Source organism: Paraburkholderia edwinii, assembly GCF_019428685.1.
Taxonomy (GTDB): domain Bacteria; phylum Pseudomonadota; class Gammaproteobacteria; order Burkholderiales; family Burkholderiaceae; genus Paraburkholderia; species Paraburkholderia edwinii.
The window spans coordinates 4,577,715-4,592,754 of record NZ_CP080095.1 but is presented as its reverse complement, the minus strand read 5'-3'; the positions used below and the strand labels follow the sequence as shown (position 1 = coordinate 4,592,754).

20 protein-coding genes and 1 tRNA gene are annotated in these 15,040 nt (G+C 59.4%); 10 read left to right on the top strand and 11 right to left on the bottom strand.

The features are described from left to right. Nucleotides 1-12: 12 nt before the first annotated feature. From fnr to KZJ38_RS20390, 6 genes are all read right to left on the bottom strand, one after another. A complete protein-coding gene (gene fnr, locus KZJ38_RS20415) occupies nucleotides 13-852 on the bottom strand; it encodes a fumarate/nitrate reduction transcriptional regulator Fnr (protein ID WP_219797957.1) in 840 nt (279 codons plus the stop codon). A gap of 10 nt (nucleotides 853-862) precedes the next feature. Beyond that, on the bottom strand, nucleotides 863-1,276 hold the full coding sequence (locus KZJ38_RS20410; protein ID WP_219797956.1) for a response regulator: 414 nt from the start codon (nucleotides 1,274-1,276) through the stop codon (nucleotides 863-865). Between the two features lie 113 nt (nucleotides 1,277-1,389). Then, entirely contained in the window at nucleotides 1,390-2,037 is a 648-nt protein-coding gene (locus KZJ38_RS20405; protein WP_219797955.1) for a response regulator, read from the bottom strand. 225 nt (nucleotides 2,038-2,262) lie between these two features. After that, nucleotides 2,263-3,108 carry a universal stress protein gene (locus KZJ38_RS20400; protein WP_219797954.1) on the bottom strand — a complete coding sequence of 282 codons (846 nt, stop codon included), beginning with the start codon at nucleotides 3,106-3,108 and terminating at the stop codon, nucleotides 2,263-2,265. After that, nucleotides 3,105-3,614, bottom strand: a complete 510-nt coding sequence (locus tag KZJ38_RS20395) for a universal stress protein (RefSeq protein ID WP_219797953.1) — start codon at nucleotides 3,612-3,614, stop codon at nucleotides 3,105-3,107. The genes KZJ38_RS20400 and KZJ38_RS20395 overlap by 4 nt, the downstream gene beginning before the upstream one ends. 27 nt (nucleotides 3,615-3,641) lie before the next feature. Then, nucleotides 3,642-4,484, bottom strand: a complete 843-nt coding sequence (locus KZJ38_RS20390; protein ID WP_219797952.1) for a universal stress protein — start codon at nucleotides 4,482-4,484, stop codon at nucleotides 3,642-3,644. 409 nt (nucleotides 4,485-4,893) lie between these two features. Between KZJ38_RS20390 and KZJ38_RS20385 the strand changes: the two genes are divergently transcribed. From KZJ38_RS20385 to KZJ38_RS20375, 4 genes are read left to right on the top strand one after another with little or no spacing between them, the layout of a single operon-like run. Further along, on the top strand, nucleotides 4,894-5,277 hold the full coding sequence (locus KZJ38_RS20385; RefSeq protein ID WP_219797951.1) for a PAAR domain-containing protein: 384 nt from the start codon (nucleotides 4,894-4,896) through the stop codon (nucleotides 5,275-5,277). Further along, nucleotides 5,225-5,830 (top strand): PAAR domain-containing protein, encoded by a 606-nt coding sequence (locus KZJ38_RS37040; protein ID WP_343223839.1) that lies wholly within the window; start codon nucleotides 5,225-5,227, stop codon nucleotides 5,828-5,830. The genes KZJ38_RS20385 and KZJ38_RS37040 overlap by 53 nt, the downstream gene beginning before the upstream one ends. 4 nt (nucleotides 5,831-5,834) lie before the next feature. Beyond that, on the top strand, nucleotides 5,835-6,629 hold the full coding sequence (locus KZJ38_RS20380; RefSeq protein WP_219797950.1) for a hypothetical protein: 795 nt from the start codon (nucleotides 5,835-5,837) through the stop codon (nucleotides 6,627-6,629). 32 nt (nucleotides 6,630-6,661) lie between these two features. After that, entirely contained in the window at nucleotides 6,662-7,003 is a 342-nt protein-coding gene (locus KZJ38_RS20375; protein ID WP_219797949.1) for a DUF7079 family protein, read from the top strand. Between the two features lie 40 nt (nucleotides 7,004-7,043). Here the strand turns inward: KZJ38_RS20375 and KZJ38_RS20370 are convergent, their stop codons facing one another. Beyond that, entirely contained in the window at nucleotides 7,044-7,967 is a 924-nt protein-coding gene (locus KZJ38_RS20370; RefSeq protein ID WP_219797948.1) for a LysR substrate-binding domain-containing protein, read from the bottom strand. A 94-nt stretch (nucleotides 7,968-8,061) separates the two neighbouring features. Between KZJ38_RS20370 and KZJ38_RS20365 the strand changes: the two genes are divergently transcribed. From KZJ38_RS20365 to KZJ38_RS20350, 4 genes are all read left to right on the top strand, one after another. Continuing rightward, nucleotides 8,062-9,267: an MFS transporter gene (locus KZJ38_RS20365; RefSeq protein WP_219797947.1), complete on the top strand. Its 1,206-nt coding sequence runs from the start codon at nucleotides 8,062-8,064 to the stop codon at nucleotides 9,265-9,267. Between the two features lie 120 nt (nucleotides 9,268-9,387). Beyond that, nucleotides 9,388-9,873, top strand: coding sequence for an Hcp family type VI secretion system effector (locus tag KZJ38_RS20360; RefSeq protein WP_219797946.1), 486 nt, complete (start codon nucleotides 9,388-9,390; stop codon nucleotides 9,871-9,873). A gap of 13 nt (nucleotides 9,874-9,886) precedes the next feature. Next, nucleotides 9,887-10,405 (top strand): DUF2778 domain-containing protein, encoded by a 519-nt coding sequence (locus KZJ38_RS20355; protein ID WP_219797945.1) that lies wholly within the window; start codon nucleotides 9,887-9,889, stop codon nucleotides 10,403-10,405. Continuing rightward, complete coding sequence (locus KZJ38_RS20350) at nucleotides 10,386-10,655, top strand: hypothetical protein (RefSeq protein WP_219797944.1); 270 nt, start codon at nucleotides 10,386-10,388, stop codon at nucleotides 10,653-10,655. The genes KZJ38_RS20355 and KZJ38_RS20350 overlap by 20 nt, the downstream gene beginning before the upstream one ends. Nucleotides 10,656-10,712: 57 nt before the next feature. Here KZJ38_RS20350 and KZJ38_RS20345 read toward each other — a convergent pair whose 3' ends face one another. Next, nucleotides 10,713-11,003, bottom strand: a complete 291-nt coding sequence (locus KZJ38_RS20345; protein WP_246641569.1) for a hypothetical protein — start codon at nucleotides 11,001-11,003, stop codon at nucleotides 10,713-10,715. A gap of 171 nt (nucleotides 11,004-11,174) precedes the next feature. Here KZJ38_RS20345 and KZJ38_RS20340 point away from each other — a divergent pair, with 171 nt between their 5' ends. Together KZJ38_RS20340 and KZJ38_RS20335 are read left to right on the top strand one after the other, a co-directional pair. Then, nucleotides 11,175-11,441 carry a hypothetical protein gene (locus tag KZJ38_RS20340; protein WP_246641568.1) on the top strand — a complete coding sequence of 89 codons (267 nt, stop codon included), beginning with the start codon at nucleotides 11,175-11,177 and terminating at the stop codon, nucleotides 11,439-11,441. A gap of 194 nt (nucleotides 11,442-11,635) precedes the next feature. Further along, on the top strand, nucleotides 11,636-12,073 hold the full coding sequence (locus tag KZJ38_RS20335; RefSeq protein WP_219797943.1) for an ester cyclase: 438 nt from the start codon (nucleotides 11,636-11,638) through the stop codon (nucleotides 12,071-12,073). Nucleotides 12,074-12,197: 124 nt separating this feature from the next. On the opposite strand, the gene KZJ38_RS20330 is transcribed toward KZJ38_RS20335, so the two are convergent. The 3 genes from KZJ38_RS20330 to KZJ38_RS20320 all read right to left on the bottom strand — a co-directional run bounded on the left by KZJ38_RS20330 (nucleotide 12,198) and on the right by KZJ38_RS20320 (nucleotide 14,858). Further along, nucleotides 12,198-12,722 (bottom strand): type II toxin-antitoxin system PemK/MazF family toxin, encoded by a 525-nt coding sequence (locus tag KZJ38_RS20330; protein ID WP_219797942.1) that lies wholly within the window; start codon nucleotides 12,720-12,722, stop codon nucleotides 12,198-12,200. 250 nt (nucleotides 12,723-12,972) lie between these two features. Next, nucleotides 12,973-13,049 (bottom strand) — tRNA-Met (locus KZJ38_RS20325). A gap of 150 nt (nucleotides 13,050-13,199) precedes the next feature. Further along, nucleotides 13,200-14,858 carry an MFS transporter gene (locus KZJ38_RS20320; RefSeq protein WP_219797941.1) on the bottom strand — a complete coding sequence of 553 codons (1,659 nt, stop codon included), beginning with the start codon at nucleotides 14,856-14,858 and terminating at the stop codon, nucleotides 13,200-13,202. Between the last annotated feature and the right edge of the window lie 182 nt (nucleotides 14,859-15,040).

Below are 15,040 nucleotides of genomic sequence, written 5' to 3'. Positions count from 1 at the left end.
GCCAGCCGGACATCAGACTTTCGCGAGCCGTTCCGGATCGACGATGCGAATCTGCTTGCCGCGCGTATCGATGAGCCGTTCGCGCTGGAACCGCGAGAACATGCGGCTCACCGTTTCGAGTTTCATGCCGAGATAGCAGCCGATTTCCTCGCGCGTCATACGCAAATTGAACTCCGCCGCCGAGTAGCCGAGCGCCTTGAAGCGCTTCGACAGATTGAGCAGAAACGCGGCGACACGCTGTTCGGCGGTCATCGTGCCGAGCAGCAGCATCAGCGACGATTCGCGCACGATCTCGCCGCTCATGATCTGATGCACGTGGTGTTGCATCGACCGGATTTCGCGGCACACGGCCTCGAGCTGCGCAAACGGAATCACGCAGACCACGCTGTCCTCGAGCGCGATCGCGTCGCCGTTGTGGCGGTCCGTGCAGATGCCGTCGAGGCCCAGCGCTTCGCCGGCAATCTGAAATCCGGTGACCTGTTCGCGGCCGTCGCGATGCATCACCACCGTTTTGAACGAGCCGAGGCGCACGGCGTAGATGCTCTCGAATTCGTCGTTCGTGCGATACAGTGCATCGCCGCGCTGCACGGGCCGCGTCGCGCAGATGATCGAATCGAGCTGCGCGAGCTGGGACGCGGTCAGATCGGCCGGCATGCAGACGCCGCGCATCGAGCAGCCCGAGCAGCGGGCAATGGCGGGGCGCTTTTGAGCGCGTTCCTGAGGACGTTCCGGAGGACGTTCCTGAGCAGGTTTCACATGAATGACGTGCACCGCTTTCGGCGCGGCTGCAGTGGCTGCGGCCGCGGCGCGTAACACGGGCGACGCGGCGCCCTGAACGGTTTCGGGTGACATGCGCGGCTCCTTATCGGTCGGCGACGCGCGTCGAACGCGTCGATGCGAGGGCTTCGATCGTGCGGCAGGCGGCGTCGAACTCGGCGGTCTTGTCGAAGAAGTAATGCGCGCCGGCCGTCTTGCATGCCGCGCGGAAAGCGGGTCCGGAATGGTTGGTCAGCGCGATCGTGATGACGCGCGGCATCGTCTGCGTGAGCGTGGCGATCAGATCGATGCCGCTGCCGGCGGCCAGGCGCAGATCGATGACGGCGACATCAGCGCTGTGTTGGCGAATCGCCGCCAGCGCCGTTTCGCCGTCTTCCGCTTCACCGACGACCAGCACGTCCGCGATTGCGCCGAGCAGGAGCGCGATCTTGCGGCGCACCGACGCGGCATCTTCGACGAGAAAGACGCGCAGAGCGTTGAGCGGCTGACCGGTATCCATGACGGCCAGTATCGACGCCGTTATCTCAAAATTAAATCGGCGATGGTTGGAGTTCGTGTAGGGCGTGGGGAATGTGTGTAGGGCAATTCCTACAACTTTGTGCCGTGTTCGGCTTAGACCTCGTCGAGATCGTCGAACAGTTGATGCCGCATCGCATAGCGCACCAGGGCCGCTTCGTGCGGCATCTGCATTTTTTCGAGGATGCGCGTTTTGTATGTGCTGACGGTTTTGGAACTGACGCACAGTTCCTGCGCGATTTCGGTGATCGTCTGGCCGGCCGCGATGCGGCGAAACACATCGAATTCGCGGTCGGAGAGCCGCTGGTGCGGCAGCGCATCGGTGGGTTCGTTCAGGCTCTGCGCAAAGCGCTCGGCCATCGCGAGACTCACATAGACGCCGCCCGCGGCGATTTTCGTGACCGCGCCGACCAGTTCGGCGCTCGCGCTTTCTTTCGTCAGATAGCCGGACGCGCCTGCTTTGAACGCGCGCACCGCGTATTGCTGTTCGGCGTGCATGGTCAGCACCAGCACGCGCAGTTCGGGCTTTTCGTCCTTGATTTGTCGGATCAGTTCGATGCCGTTGCGGCCTGGCATCGAGAGATCGAGCACGAGCACCTGGGCGGGCGTCGAGCGCGTCAGCGCGACGGTCGTGGCGGCGTCGCAGGCCTCGCCGGCTACGTCGAAGCCGGCCGCGCCCTGCAGGATATGGCGCAGGCCGTCGCGCACCACTGCGTGGTCGTCGGCGATCAATACCCGGATCATGAGAGGCTATTTTCCTGTTGCACGGGGCAGCATTGATGTTAACCGCTCTGCGGTCGGATGTGCGTGCGATCAGGAATAGGGAGCGGAAATCGGGTATTGCGGGCTACTGCGGGGTACCGCGCGGGAGCGGCGCGGTGGATCGCGACGGCGCATACGCGCTTCGCGGTTTTCGCAAAGTGCGCACGGTGCGCCGTTATTCGATCGTTCGGCCTCAGTGGTTCGACTTCAATGCGACATCAGCACCGGCACGGTCATCGATTCGAGCATCGTGCGCGTCACGCCGCCGAGCACGCGCTCCTGCGCGCGCGGATGACCGAATGCGCCCATCACGAGCAGGTCCGCGTGCAGGTCGGCGATGCGGTTCAGCAGCGTCGCGCCGGTGCTGACGCCGGCGACCGGCGGCGTCGACGAGAACGAGGCGCGGATGCCGTGGCGTTCGAGGAAGGCGGAGACGTCGATGGCGGCGGGTGGTTCCTCGCGCGGTGCGTTGTCGTTTCCGTGCGGTCCGACCGACGCGATCGTCACGAAACGCGCGCGTTTGATCAGCGGGAGCGAATCGGACAGCGCGCGCGCCGCTTCACGGCTGCCGTCCCACGCGATCACGACGTTGTCGCCGACCGTCGCCGTGACCTTGCCCGCATACGGCAGCACGAGCGCGGGGCGTCCGCTTTCCATCATCAGGTCTTCGATAAAGTGTCGCGCGACATAGGACGCCGGGTCTTCCGGATCGCGCTGGCCAAGGATCAGCAGGTCCGCATGCCGCGCGTGCAGCGTCGCCGTTTCGATGGCGGGACCCGGCGGCGCGCGCCATTCGACGTTGCGGGCGGCACGCTGCGCGGCGTCGAGAAAGGCGGCTTGCGCGCTGGATTGGCGTTCCACGTGCTGCCGTTCGAGCGCGGACAGATTCAGGCTGTCGTCGAGTTTGAAGAGCGGCTGGAACAGGTCCTGACTGACGATGTAAAGGCCGATCAGATGCGCGTCGAAGCGCTGCGCGAGATCGAGCGCCACGGCAACCCGTACTGCGCTGTGACGGCTGTCGTCGATATGGACCAGCAAGGTCTTGTAGCTCATGGGAGCTCCTTTTGCGCGGAGTGTGATGCGGCCGCGGTCTGGTCGGCGGCGGGCTGCTGCGCGCTTGATGGAATCAGCAGCACCGCGCACGGCGCGCCACGTACGACACGTTCCGCGACGCTGCCGAGCACGAACCGCCGGAAGCCGCGCCGGCCATGCGTTCCCATTACGATGAGATCGGCATCGCATGCGATCGCCGATAACTGGAGACGCTGCGCGATGTCTTCGCTGAGCGAACTGGTGTCGACGACGCGCGGACTGCCGTTGATGCGCAGTTTCGCCATGCGGTCGCGCGCGTCGGCGATCACGAGTTCGCCTTCGGTGCGCATCGCCTCGCGTATCGGCACGGGATTGAAGCCGGGCGTGCCGAACGCGATGGTGGGCATATCGACGACGTAGACCGGATGCAGCAACGCGTGATTTTCGCGCGCGAGACGCAGCGCGGCTTCGAGTACCTGATGCGAGGTGTCGCTGCCGTCGAGTGCGACGAGGATGCTTTTGTACATGAGTGTGGCTCCCTGGAAGGACGGCGTCTAGCGCGACATCAGCACGGGCATGGTCATCGATTGCAGGATGGTTCGCGTTGCGCCACCCATGACAAGTTCGCGCCATCGTGAGTGCCCGTATGCGCCCATCACGATCATGTCGCAGCCCTGATCGTATGCGGTCGACAGCAGCACGTCGCCGATCGGCGTGTCCTTGCTTGCGTCGACGTCGAGCACGTCGACCGCCGCGTCGTGGCGCGCGAGCGTCAATGCAATGTCAGCGCCGGCGAATCGTTCGCCGGGCGGCTCGCCTTCGGTGCCGCGCACGGTGACGACCGTGCATTTTTTCGCGTGCGAGAGAAAAGGGACTGCGTCGTAGGCGGCGCGCGCGGCTTCGCGGCTGCCGTCCCACGCGACGAGAATGCGTTCGCCGAATTTCTGCGAGGCGCCGCTTGCGTACGGGAGTAGCAGCACGGGCCGCCCGGCAGACATCACGATGGTTTCGACGAAGTTTTCGTCGATGAAGGATTCGGGATCCTGCGGATCCGTCTGACCCATGACGATGAGGTCTGCGTAACGCGCGTGCGGCGGCACGCCTGAATTCGCGGGGCCATTTATGCAGACGAATCGTGCATCGAGATTGGCGCGCAATGCTTCGGCGTGAAACAGCCGCTCGATCGCGCCGAGTTGCTGCTCGCGCCGCCTCTGGTGGGCCGCGTAATAACTGGCTGTGCCGGCCATGACGTAAAACGCGCGGGAATCGGGTTCGAACGTCGCGTAGAGGCCGGTCAGATGCGCGTGGAAGCGTCGCGCGAGATGGAGCGCGGCATCGAGCCGCTGCGGAGTGTGCTCGCTGTTGTCGAGATGGACGAGAAGAGATTTGTAGCTCATCGCAGTCGCTCCGTTTCGAGCGGCGGGCGGTAGGGGTGCCAGCCTCTGTTTGAGTGTATGAGGATCGGGCGGGTGGGGGGTTGATGCAGATCAAGCGGATAGGAGTGCGTGATCTGGAAAAGCACGGAAGCTAAACGTCGCGGAAGCGGGCATGCGGCAGCATTGTGAGTTTGGCGATATTGGTCTTCCTCCGAAGACTTATTTGAACTTCTTAGGAAGTTCTTAAGGCGTGCCGCCGTAGACGGGTCTTGCCGCATACGTTTCGTCAAATATTGTCATTTCTTATCTCGGTCGATTGTCTCCGATCAAGTCGTCCGGTATTAAAGAGGCGCGGGTGAGGATCGCCGCACATCGCATACCGCAACCTCGAGGCGGTAGTCACTGACATCGATGATAAGGAAAGAAGATCATGCCGGATCAGCAAGAGAAAGAAGCGACCTATTTCTTCGCGACTATTGGCGCACGCACAGAGCTTGGCGGGCGGGTGACAAAGGCGACGACGCACATCGAGTGTGACGGGCTCGCATTCGCGCGCGTCGGCGATATCGTCACCTACGAGGATGGCAGCGAGGCGAGCATCGTGGACGGCGCGGGCTCTGCCGCGATCTCGGATGACAAGCCGATTGCGCTAGTAGGCTCGAGTCTCAGTAACGGCGACAAGATCACGCAGACATTACAGAACGGGTGTTGCATCACCGTGCGCGTCGGCGAGGAAATTCCCGGTCTGTTCGACGCGACGTATGAGTATGTCCCGGTTGCCGCTACGCCAGACAGAGGACGTTACGATGCGTAAGGCTGCGGTCCGACACGGCGACCCAACGACAACCGGTGGAATTGTCATCGCCTTTGCGTCGGGAATTTACGACGACCGGAAACGGGTCGCACTGACTAACGACGAGGCAACCTGTGGCAACTGCAAGGGCACGTACAAGATATATGGCACTGGTAAAGGAATATCGCAAAAGAGCAGGAACGTGGTTGTTGACGGCGACAAGGTACTGTGTCCCTGCGGCAGGAACCGGGTACTCGTTGGGCGCAATCCAGGGATATTTCTGGAGACTGATGGAGGCGCGCTCCAACAAACGCGAGAGACTCCAGTATCAGCTGGTAACACTCCTGAGCAGTGGATCGCGTTCACGTTGAAAGGTGGCGGTTGCAATGAGGGCTTGCAATGCATCGCCCACTTTGCGGACGGTTCGACGGAGTACGGGACGTTAGATTCCCGAAACAGTGTGCGGATTGCTCGCACCACTGGTAGTCCTTGTATCAAGCTTGAACTACTGCTTGACAGCAAACAGGGATGCAATTCTGTAACCGACCGACTTCTCTCCGCGGCCATGGGATAACGAAATGACAAATGCTCAAGGAAACTCAACAGTACTTCATGGTCCATATGAGACGCGGCAGGAACATTCACTTGATCGAGCGTTTCTAAAATCGGCTCGTGAGTCGCTTGAAGCTGCCGGGATATATTTTTCGACCAGCGCGATTAGCGATGCAACCGTTCGAGCCCGCTACGCAGAAGGTATTCGAAGGATAAGCAGGATGGTTCAAGAGGAAGTTGACGCGGTGCGGATGTCTGCTTCCGAGGGAGCAGCGTTCTGCAATTCGATGCGCAATCAGATTATGGAAGAAACGCGTCGGGTCACTTCACCTCAAGGGCTGGCTGCTGCGCAAGCAAAAAAAGCACACGGATACACTCTGGATACGATCCTTGACCGCTATTCGAATCGGCTATTTTCCAAGCCTTTTCGATACCTCACGGAGGCTGAGAAAGATCAGGCTTATTACTCCGCCATTGAGGCCGCTGGGCGGAACGACGTCGTAGTAACTGCGAAGACCGCAAGGCTACGCACGGCCGGGAAGGTCGGAATTCTTGTATCGGCGGCTCTCGCGGGATACTCGATTCTGACCGCAGATGACAAGCTGACGGAAACCGCGAGACAGGGAACCATTATCGAAGGAGGAATGATCGGCGCCTTCCTGGCGGGCTTAACCATATCTACTATCTGCGGCCCCGGTGCACCGTTTTGTGCGGTTGCGGTTCTTATCATCGGGTCAACGGCAGGTGCGACAGTTGCCGACGTCGCATACGATAGATATCTGGACGAGGTGAGGGAATTTCAGGAATGGGGAATCCGGTGAGTCTGGAAGAGCGGAAGTCCATCTGGATAGTGATGTCCGAATTCTTCGTTGACAATGAAATCGACTACGATCGCGAGGTCGCGATGATTGACCAATACTCGTGGAGCGACTTAAAGCAGATTTTCTTTCGCGAGGTGGCTCCCGTGTGTGGGCCTAACCTGATGACGCCCGTGCCACCGGTTTGGGCTGGGTTCGAACCCGACTGGGTGGTGACTGAAATAAGCGCAAATTTGGCGAAGAGAGAGCGTTCGTGGGCAGGTCGGATTTCTTATGAAGCGGGTGTTCTCTACCATCGCATCCGGTGTGCCGAGGTATGGGCGGAAGTGGAGAGGGCGATGGTGCGGAGGCGTGCGAATTGGTCGGGCGGCAAGTGACCGCTTACCAGCAAGCTACGCCATGCAGTGCGGTCCGGTGTCACATGAAGTGGCGCCGGCTCAATGGGTCCTGGTGCAGCGGGAGTGACTTCACCAGCTCGATGAATCGCTCAACGCATGTCGACGAAAACGGTTCACTCCAGATGATGGTCTGTTCGAACACATAGGGTTCAGCCAATGACACATACGCGACGCCAGATCGTTGCAACGCAGAAGTAAAACTCGGCACGACCGCGACACCGCGTTCCGCAGCCACTAGCGATATCAGCGTCGTCATCTGCGAAGCGGTTGGACCCATGCGCGGAGTAAAGCCAGCCCGCGAGCACAGTTCATCCAACGCCGTATTTAATGCAGCACCGTAACCGGGCGGATAGTTCAGGAAAGTTTCTTCGGCGAGTTCGGCAAAATCGATAACTGTTTTGCCCGCGTACGCACTGGTCGAAGGCGCCGCGACAACGAGCGGATCCCGGGAAACGATCAACGACTGAATGCCTTCCTTGGCGGCCTTTTCGGCTGACCACCCGAATCCAACATCAAGCGTTCCATCGGCAATCTGCTGAACCTGACTCGCCGACGACACTTCCCGAAACAGCAACTCCACCTCCGGCAAATTGCGGCTCACGTTGCGCACGACGTCCGAGAAAACATCGGACATCGGAATCGAGCTTGAGTATCCGATTACGAGGCGTCCAGTGACGCCTTGTGCCATTTTGCGTGCGGTTTCTTCCGCTTCATCGACCGCCCGAAGGACGGCGCGCGCCTGCTCGAGAAACAACGTGCCTTCGGGTGTTAGTCGGACCGCTCGAGTCGATCGTTCGAAGAGGCGTATGCCGAGTTCGGTTTCGAGCGCTGTGATATGGCGCGTCAACGGAGGCTGCGCGATACGCAGGCGCGTCGCTGCGCGGCCAAAGTGCAATTCCTCGGCGATGGTCACGAAGTAACGCAGGCGGCGCAAATCGAGCATATTTATCGATCCGGTATCAATGACGACAGAAACGGTATTGGCGTGCGCGAAGTGGGGCGATCAGACTGTCCATAAGTCAAACGGGAAAATATCAGTGGGCAATCGAACGGTTCGGATCGCGTTTTTTCTTTGCGGGCTTGCTGCGTTTCTCAATCTCTATGCGACGCAGGGCATTTTGCGTGAGCTCGCTGTCACGTTCAATGTGAGTGCGGAACGCGCCGGGCAAGGCGTTAGCGTGACCACGCTTGCTGTCGCGATTATCGCTCCATTCGTCGGTCGGCTGTCTGCGCGGTTCGAGAGGCGGAAGGTGATCTCGTTTGCCGCGGTGGCGGCTGCGTTGCCTGTGATCTGGTCCGCGCATGCGACGAGCTTTTCGTCGTTTCTTGCCGCGCGTTTTGCGGCAGGTGTGTTGATGCCGTTTGTCTTTGCGATTTCAGTTGCGTATACCGGCGAGCTGTTTGGTCGTGACGAGGCGATGGAGGTCAATGCGCTCTTCGTCGCGGGTACGACGCTTGGTGGATTTGCTGGGCGATTCGTCACGAACTCGCTGACGTCGTTTGCTGATTGGCGTCATGCATTGGATGTGATTGCGTGGCTCTGTGTTGCGACTGGCGTGGTGATCTACACGTGTTTGCCCGCTTCTCGTGCCAATGCGGCGCGATTCAATAACGACGATGCAAAGGAGACTTCGAAATGGACGCTGTTAAAGAGTGGTCCTTTGCTGGCTTCGTTTCTCGTTGGCGCATGCGTACTCGCCTCGCAAGTCGCGACGTTCACGTTTATCGGGCTGCGGCTTGTTGAAGCTCCGTTTAACTTCAATACCGTCCAGATCGGCGCGATCTACGCGGTGTTTCTCGTTGCGGTTGTGGTGACGCCGCTTGCGGGACGAGTCGCGCGATATCGCGGGCCGCGAACGACTGCGCTTGCAGCGGTTGTGCTTGCGTTGTTGGGTGCGCTGCTGACGCTCTCCGATAGCGTCAGTGTGATTCTGCTTGGGCTCGCGCTTGGGTCGACTGCGGTGTTCGTCGAACAGGCGTCGGCCAATTCGTTTATTTCGCAGATGTCGGGGGCGGCGAGGTCGACGGCGATTGGCATTTATCTGTCGTTCTACTATTTCGGCGGGAGTCTGGGGGCGATGCTGCCGGTGACTGCGTGGAAGGCTTGGGGGTGGGCGGGGTGTGTGGCGTTTGTGGTGGCGGCGCAGATGGTGGTGGGGGTGCTCGTGTTCCTCTTCTGGCGTTCGCGCTCGCTTGGTGGATCAGCAAAGTTGATTTTTGGTGAGGCGACACACGGCCGGTGAACGGGGAGTATTGCGAGATCCATCTTTACGAATCTTGACGTGTGTGGATTTGGGCTGCGATAGCGTTGTGGTCTTGCACGGGAACCCGTGATCATCAATAAATCGAGGACCAGAAACAGAATGCCGATTCCTGCTCACATGTGGCTGAAAGACGATGGCGGCGCAGACATTAAAGGATCTTCAACGGTGCAAGGCCGAGAGGGGAGCATTGAGGTAATTGGCTTTGGGCACGGCTTGAATCTGCCAGTCGATAGCAACGTCGGGAAAATCACCGGCCCTCGTTCGCACTCACCCATGTCAATCGAAAAGGAATTCGATTCCGCGAGCCCATATCTGTATCGAGCCGTTGCCACCGGTCAAACGCTTCAATCCGCGGAGTTGAAATGGTATCGAATCAACGATGCCGGTCGGGAGGAAGTGTATTTCATCATGTTGATGGAGGACGTGAAGGTCGCCGGAGTTAATCCCGGTATGTCGAATACGAGGCTGTCCGCGACGTCGCAGCTCAATCACATGGAAACGATCTCCATGATGTACAGCCGCATTACCTGGCATTACACGGACGGAAACATCAAGTTCACCGACGATTGGACCGAGCGGTCATAGTTAAGAGCATCGTATGGCCTTACAAGGAAAATTCATCGTTAATAACGAGCCGCTTTCGCCTGTGACGATGTTTGGCGTGGGTACATTCATGGCTTTCTCGGGTGATGACATCTACCGTAACCGGGGTGGTTGTACGGCCGTCGCAGGCAAGGGGCCTTTGCCGGCCGGCAAGTACTGGATTGTTGATCGCCCCAGCGGGGGCATCGGATCCCGCGTGGAAGCATGGACCAGAGACACGTGGAACACGGTGATGGGTGCGCCATCGAATCATTCGGAATGGTTCGCTCTGTATCGTGATGACGCTTCGATCGACGACTGGACGTGGGTCAATGGCGTGAAGCGCGGCAATTTCCGATTGCATCCCGTTGGAGGGGGCGGACATTCATACGGGTGCATCACGCTGCAAAGCCTTGCTGACTTTCGCAGGCTTCGACAAGCGTTGCTGCAGACTTCGACTGTTCTCGCCGGTGACTCGGGAATACGTGCATATGGTTGGATTGAGGTAATTGCAGATGGCGACACTTGTCCGTAGAGCGTTCAAGATACTTCTGTTTTGTGCTTTGTTCTTGCTGGCGGGCCGATATGTCCATACTTACCCGATGCCCATGACGCGGCAACAGCAGCACTATCTAATCGTGATATCCCAGAGTTTTGGCGTGGATGATTACGAGATGTTCTACATCGTGGCAATGATCGTAATTGATTTGGTCGTGGCCATTGCCGTCTATGTGATGCTTCTCAAGCTCTGGCAGCGTTATTGGATGAAGCGTCGTTACGGCTAGTAGCTCGCTGTAGAGGGCGCTTGAGTCGGTCGCGTTGGACGGTTGTTGATAGAGGCGCTAAGCGTTCAATTCATCTAAAAGCGACTGCGCCTGCTCAAGCAGTGCACGCGCCGCCGCAAACTCGTTCCGACCAACCAACGCAAGTGCAGCCTGCGCCGTCTGCACGAAGAGCGCGTCATCGAACGCTACACCGACCGGCTCAACCCGATTGCCAGACCCGTCGAACATACGAAAAAACGCGAGCAGTCGAACGCCGTCCGCGCGCATGTCGTCGGGACCGGCCTTGGCTAGAATCTCCGCCGCAGCAGACAATTGTCGAAGCGCTGTAAAGAAGTCGATGCGTTCCATGACGGAGTCCCTCGATCAACAGGCCGCGCCAGCCTCGTGCGTCAGACCACGTTACGCGCAGTTACAGAACCGAACGTTAAGTCGCACCTGCATTGTTCTCCCGCTCCTAGAATGCGCCTCATCTCCTCTGTACTGCAACCGGTCAAATTGAGACCGGGCACAGAGGCCCTGATGAAATTCGCCGTGGAGGACACAATGCCTGAGTGGATGTCAGTCACCGCAAGCAAGACCGTCGACGGCGAAACCGTCAGCGCGGAGTTTTTATGTGACACCGGTCGTCTGCGTGTTGTGAGTGGCGACACGCTCCGACTGGAGTGGTTTCCGCCTCATTCATGGATCGCTATCGCGTCGGTTTCGGGGCACAGCAAATGGGGTACGCGGCCCGATGAAGACGACCTGCTTCTCCTGATCGACAACGTTGCCGGCACATCGGGGTAAGCGCCATCCGATGTGAAACTGAGCCCGCGATGAGATGACGCCTATTTCGTCGAGGCCTTGTTCGCCAGTCACGTTTCTTCACTGCAATCGGAGAGAGCGCAAGCTATGCTACGAGTCAGACTGAAGCAACGAGCCGGCGACGGCGGCATCATCGACCGGTACTCCGCGTTGTTGAATGGCTCAGGAGCGGCGACATGACTTCATCCAGCGAACAGGCGGTGCGAGATACGATCGAGCGGTTCTATCTGGCGTTTTCCACGAAGGACATCTCGCTGCTGCGCGAGGTCGTGACGAGCGATTGGGAATACATCCCCGAGCCTCCTCATGCCGTCCCAGGCCCGGAGAAGATGAGCAAGGTTTTCGAGAACATCGTCACCGCGCTGCCGGACATGAAGATTCGCATTCTCGACCTTCTTATTCATGACGACCGCGTCGGTGTCCGCGCCGAGGTAACGGGCACGCAAACCGGGAAGCTGCTCGGTATTGAAGCGACCTCGAAACACATCCATTTCGCGATCCATTCGTTTCACAGGATGCGTGACGGGCGGATTGCGCAGACGTGGCATCTCGAGGACTGGCTGGCAGTGTTCCGGCAGTTAGGGGAGTTGCCGAAGCGCTTCGACGTCGAGTGAATCGGGACACTGAAATGACAAAAGCCCGGTCTTTCGACCGGGCTTTTGCAGTCCTCTGCGGGAGACACCGTAATACAGGCCTCAAAGGGCATCAGCGAAAGTATGCGGTCGCCCCTCCCACTTGTCAAGCTACGTCGACCTCTGCCACAGGCGACTCGGCAGCGGTATCCGTGATGGGCGTGGTCGCCGCTGATATTGGCTCAGGCTTTGGCAAGAGGGATTGCGCGCCAATCGCGCGTATCACGGCCGTTTGGATCAGCGTCACCACTTCTCTCGGCAAATACTGCGATTTCCCACCTTGAATTTTGGACAGCCGGTTCTTGCTGACATGCTGAACATGCTCTGCTTTTGCCCAACTGTCCTTCGGGGTGAAATGCGGTCGCCCATCGATCAATTTGGGATCGATGTGGACATGCCATTTTCGCGCGATCTTGTCCTGGTCTTTCAGGGAAGAAATCGGAACGACGACGCACGCGCCATTGAATTTGGAGTTCAGGACAACGACAAGTCGGTTTTTGACCATCTCCGGCGGCATTCGCCCATTCAGCGTCAGCTTTTCCTGATCGATCTTTCCATTCTCGTCTTTCGGAAAATCGCCGAAGTCGCACTCCAGGACTTCCCCGACCTTGGGCGAGTAAGGCAGCGCCATATTTTTCTATCCCCCTAAAACGACCTCGAACTCCGAAGTCATGTCCGATAGAGCGATATCGGCAGCCTCCGGTTTCTTCATCGTCAGCTCGAGGCTCAACGCGAAGGCTGAAATTTTAGCGTGACGGTCAGCATCCCTGCGAAGCGATTTCGAAACGAGTACAGCAGCTTGCGTCATTCGCGCATGACTCATCGCGCGCCAAACGAAAAAGCCCGCAACTCGTGAGAGTTGCGGGCTTTTGCTTTAAAGCTGGTGGCGAATCAGGGATTCGAACCCCGGACCTGCGGATTATGATTCCGTCGCTCTAACCGACTGAGCTAATTCGCCGTAAGAGGGAAGATTATAGGGAGGTCGGCAGGGGTCGTCAACCCCCACCGAGACCCCTTATCAGACGGACCCTCGATTCACACCACAAAGCTGGCAAAGAAAGGCACACCAGCGCCTGCGCCACCAGCCGGCACCGGCATACCCGCCTCGTCAGTCCTGTGCGTAAATATTCGAGTCCTTGGTCTCCCGCACAAAAATCAGCCCGATCACGAACGTCGCGAGCGCGATGATGATCGGATACCACAGCCCCGAATAGATATTCCCCTTGGCCGCCACGATCGCGAATGCGGTCGCCGGCAGGAACCCGCCGAACCAGCCGTTGCCGATGTGATACGGCAGCGACATCGACGTATAGCGAATCCGCGTCGGGAACATCTCCACCAGCATCGCGGCGATTGGCCCGTACACCATCGTCACGTAGATCACGAGGATGGTCAGGATCACCACCGTCATCACCCAGTTGATCTGCGCCGGGTCGGCCTTCGGCGGATAGCCGTCTGCCTTCAGCGTCGAACTCAGCTGGCCGTCGAAGGCTTTGCCCAGTTCCTTCGCGTCTGCTGCCTTGCCGTCATACGCGTTGATCACCGTGTCGCCGACCTTGATCTGCGCGACCGTTCCCGGCGGCGCCGCGACATTCTCGTAGTTCAGGCCCGACTTCGACAGCGCGCTCTTCGCGATGTCGCACGAGCTCGTGAACTTCGACGTGCCCACCGGGTTGAACTGGAATGAGCACTCGTTCGGGTCCGCGATCACGACAATCGGCGACTTCTGCGTCGCCGCCTCGAGCGCCGGGTTCGCATAGTGCGTGAGCGCTTTGAAGAGCGGGAAGTACGTGAGCGCCGCAATCAGGCAACCGGCCAGAATGATCGGCTTGCGGCCGATACGATCCGACAGCGAGCCGAAGAACACGAAGAACGGCGTGCCGATCAACAGCGCCAGCGCGATCAGGATATTCGCGCTCGTGCCATCCACCTTCAGCGTCTGCGTCAGGAAGAACAGTGCGTAGAACTGGCCCGTGTACCAGACCACCGCCTGGCCGGCCGTCAAGCCGACCAGCGCGAGGATCACGACCTTCAGGTTCTTCCACTGGCCGAACGCTTCGGAGAGCGGCGCCTTCGACGTCTTGCCTTCCGCCTTGATCCGCAGGAACGCCGGCGATTCGCTCAGCTGCAAGCGGATCCACACCGATATCGCCAGCAGAATCAGCGAGGCGATAAACGGAATGCGCCAGCCCCACGCGCCGAACGACTCTTCGCCCATCCACGTGCGCACGCCGAGAATCACCAGCAGCGAGAGGAACAGACCGAGCGTCGCCGTCGTCTGGATCCACGACGTATAGAAGCCGCGCCGATTCGCCGGTGCGTGCTCCGCGACGTATGTCGCCGCGCCGCCGTACTCGCCGCCGAGCGCGAGACCCTGCAGCAGCCGCATCGCGATGAAGATCACCGGCGCCGCAATGCCGATTGACGCATAGCCCGGCAGGAAGCCCACCACGCAAGTCGACAGACCCATGATCACGATCGTGATCAGGAACGTGTACTTGCGGCCGACGAGGTCGCCGAGGCGCCCGAACACCAGGGCGCCGAACGGACGCACCGCGAAGCCCGCGGCAAAGCCGAGCAGCGTGAAGATGAAGCCCGCGGTCGGATTGACGCCGGAAAAGAAGCTCTTGCTGATGAAGGCTGCAAGCGAGCCGGCCAGATAAAAGTCGTACCACTCGAATACCGTGCCCAGCGACGATGCGAAGATCACCCGCTTCTCATCGGCTGTCATCGGCGCGTGCGAGACCTGCCCGCTTACGGTAGCCATATGTCGTCCCTCCACTCTTGATATGTGTGCGCGGTCCCCCGGTCGGGCGATCCGTGCCCCCGATTATTGGAGTGGAAACTTACGGCCTACTGACTCAGATTTGTCTGATTGTGTTGCCGGTGGATTCTAGAAATTGCCTCTATGTTCTCTTAAGTTCATCGATCATCGCGTAAATTTCGCAT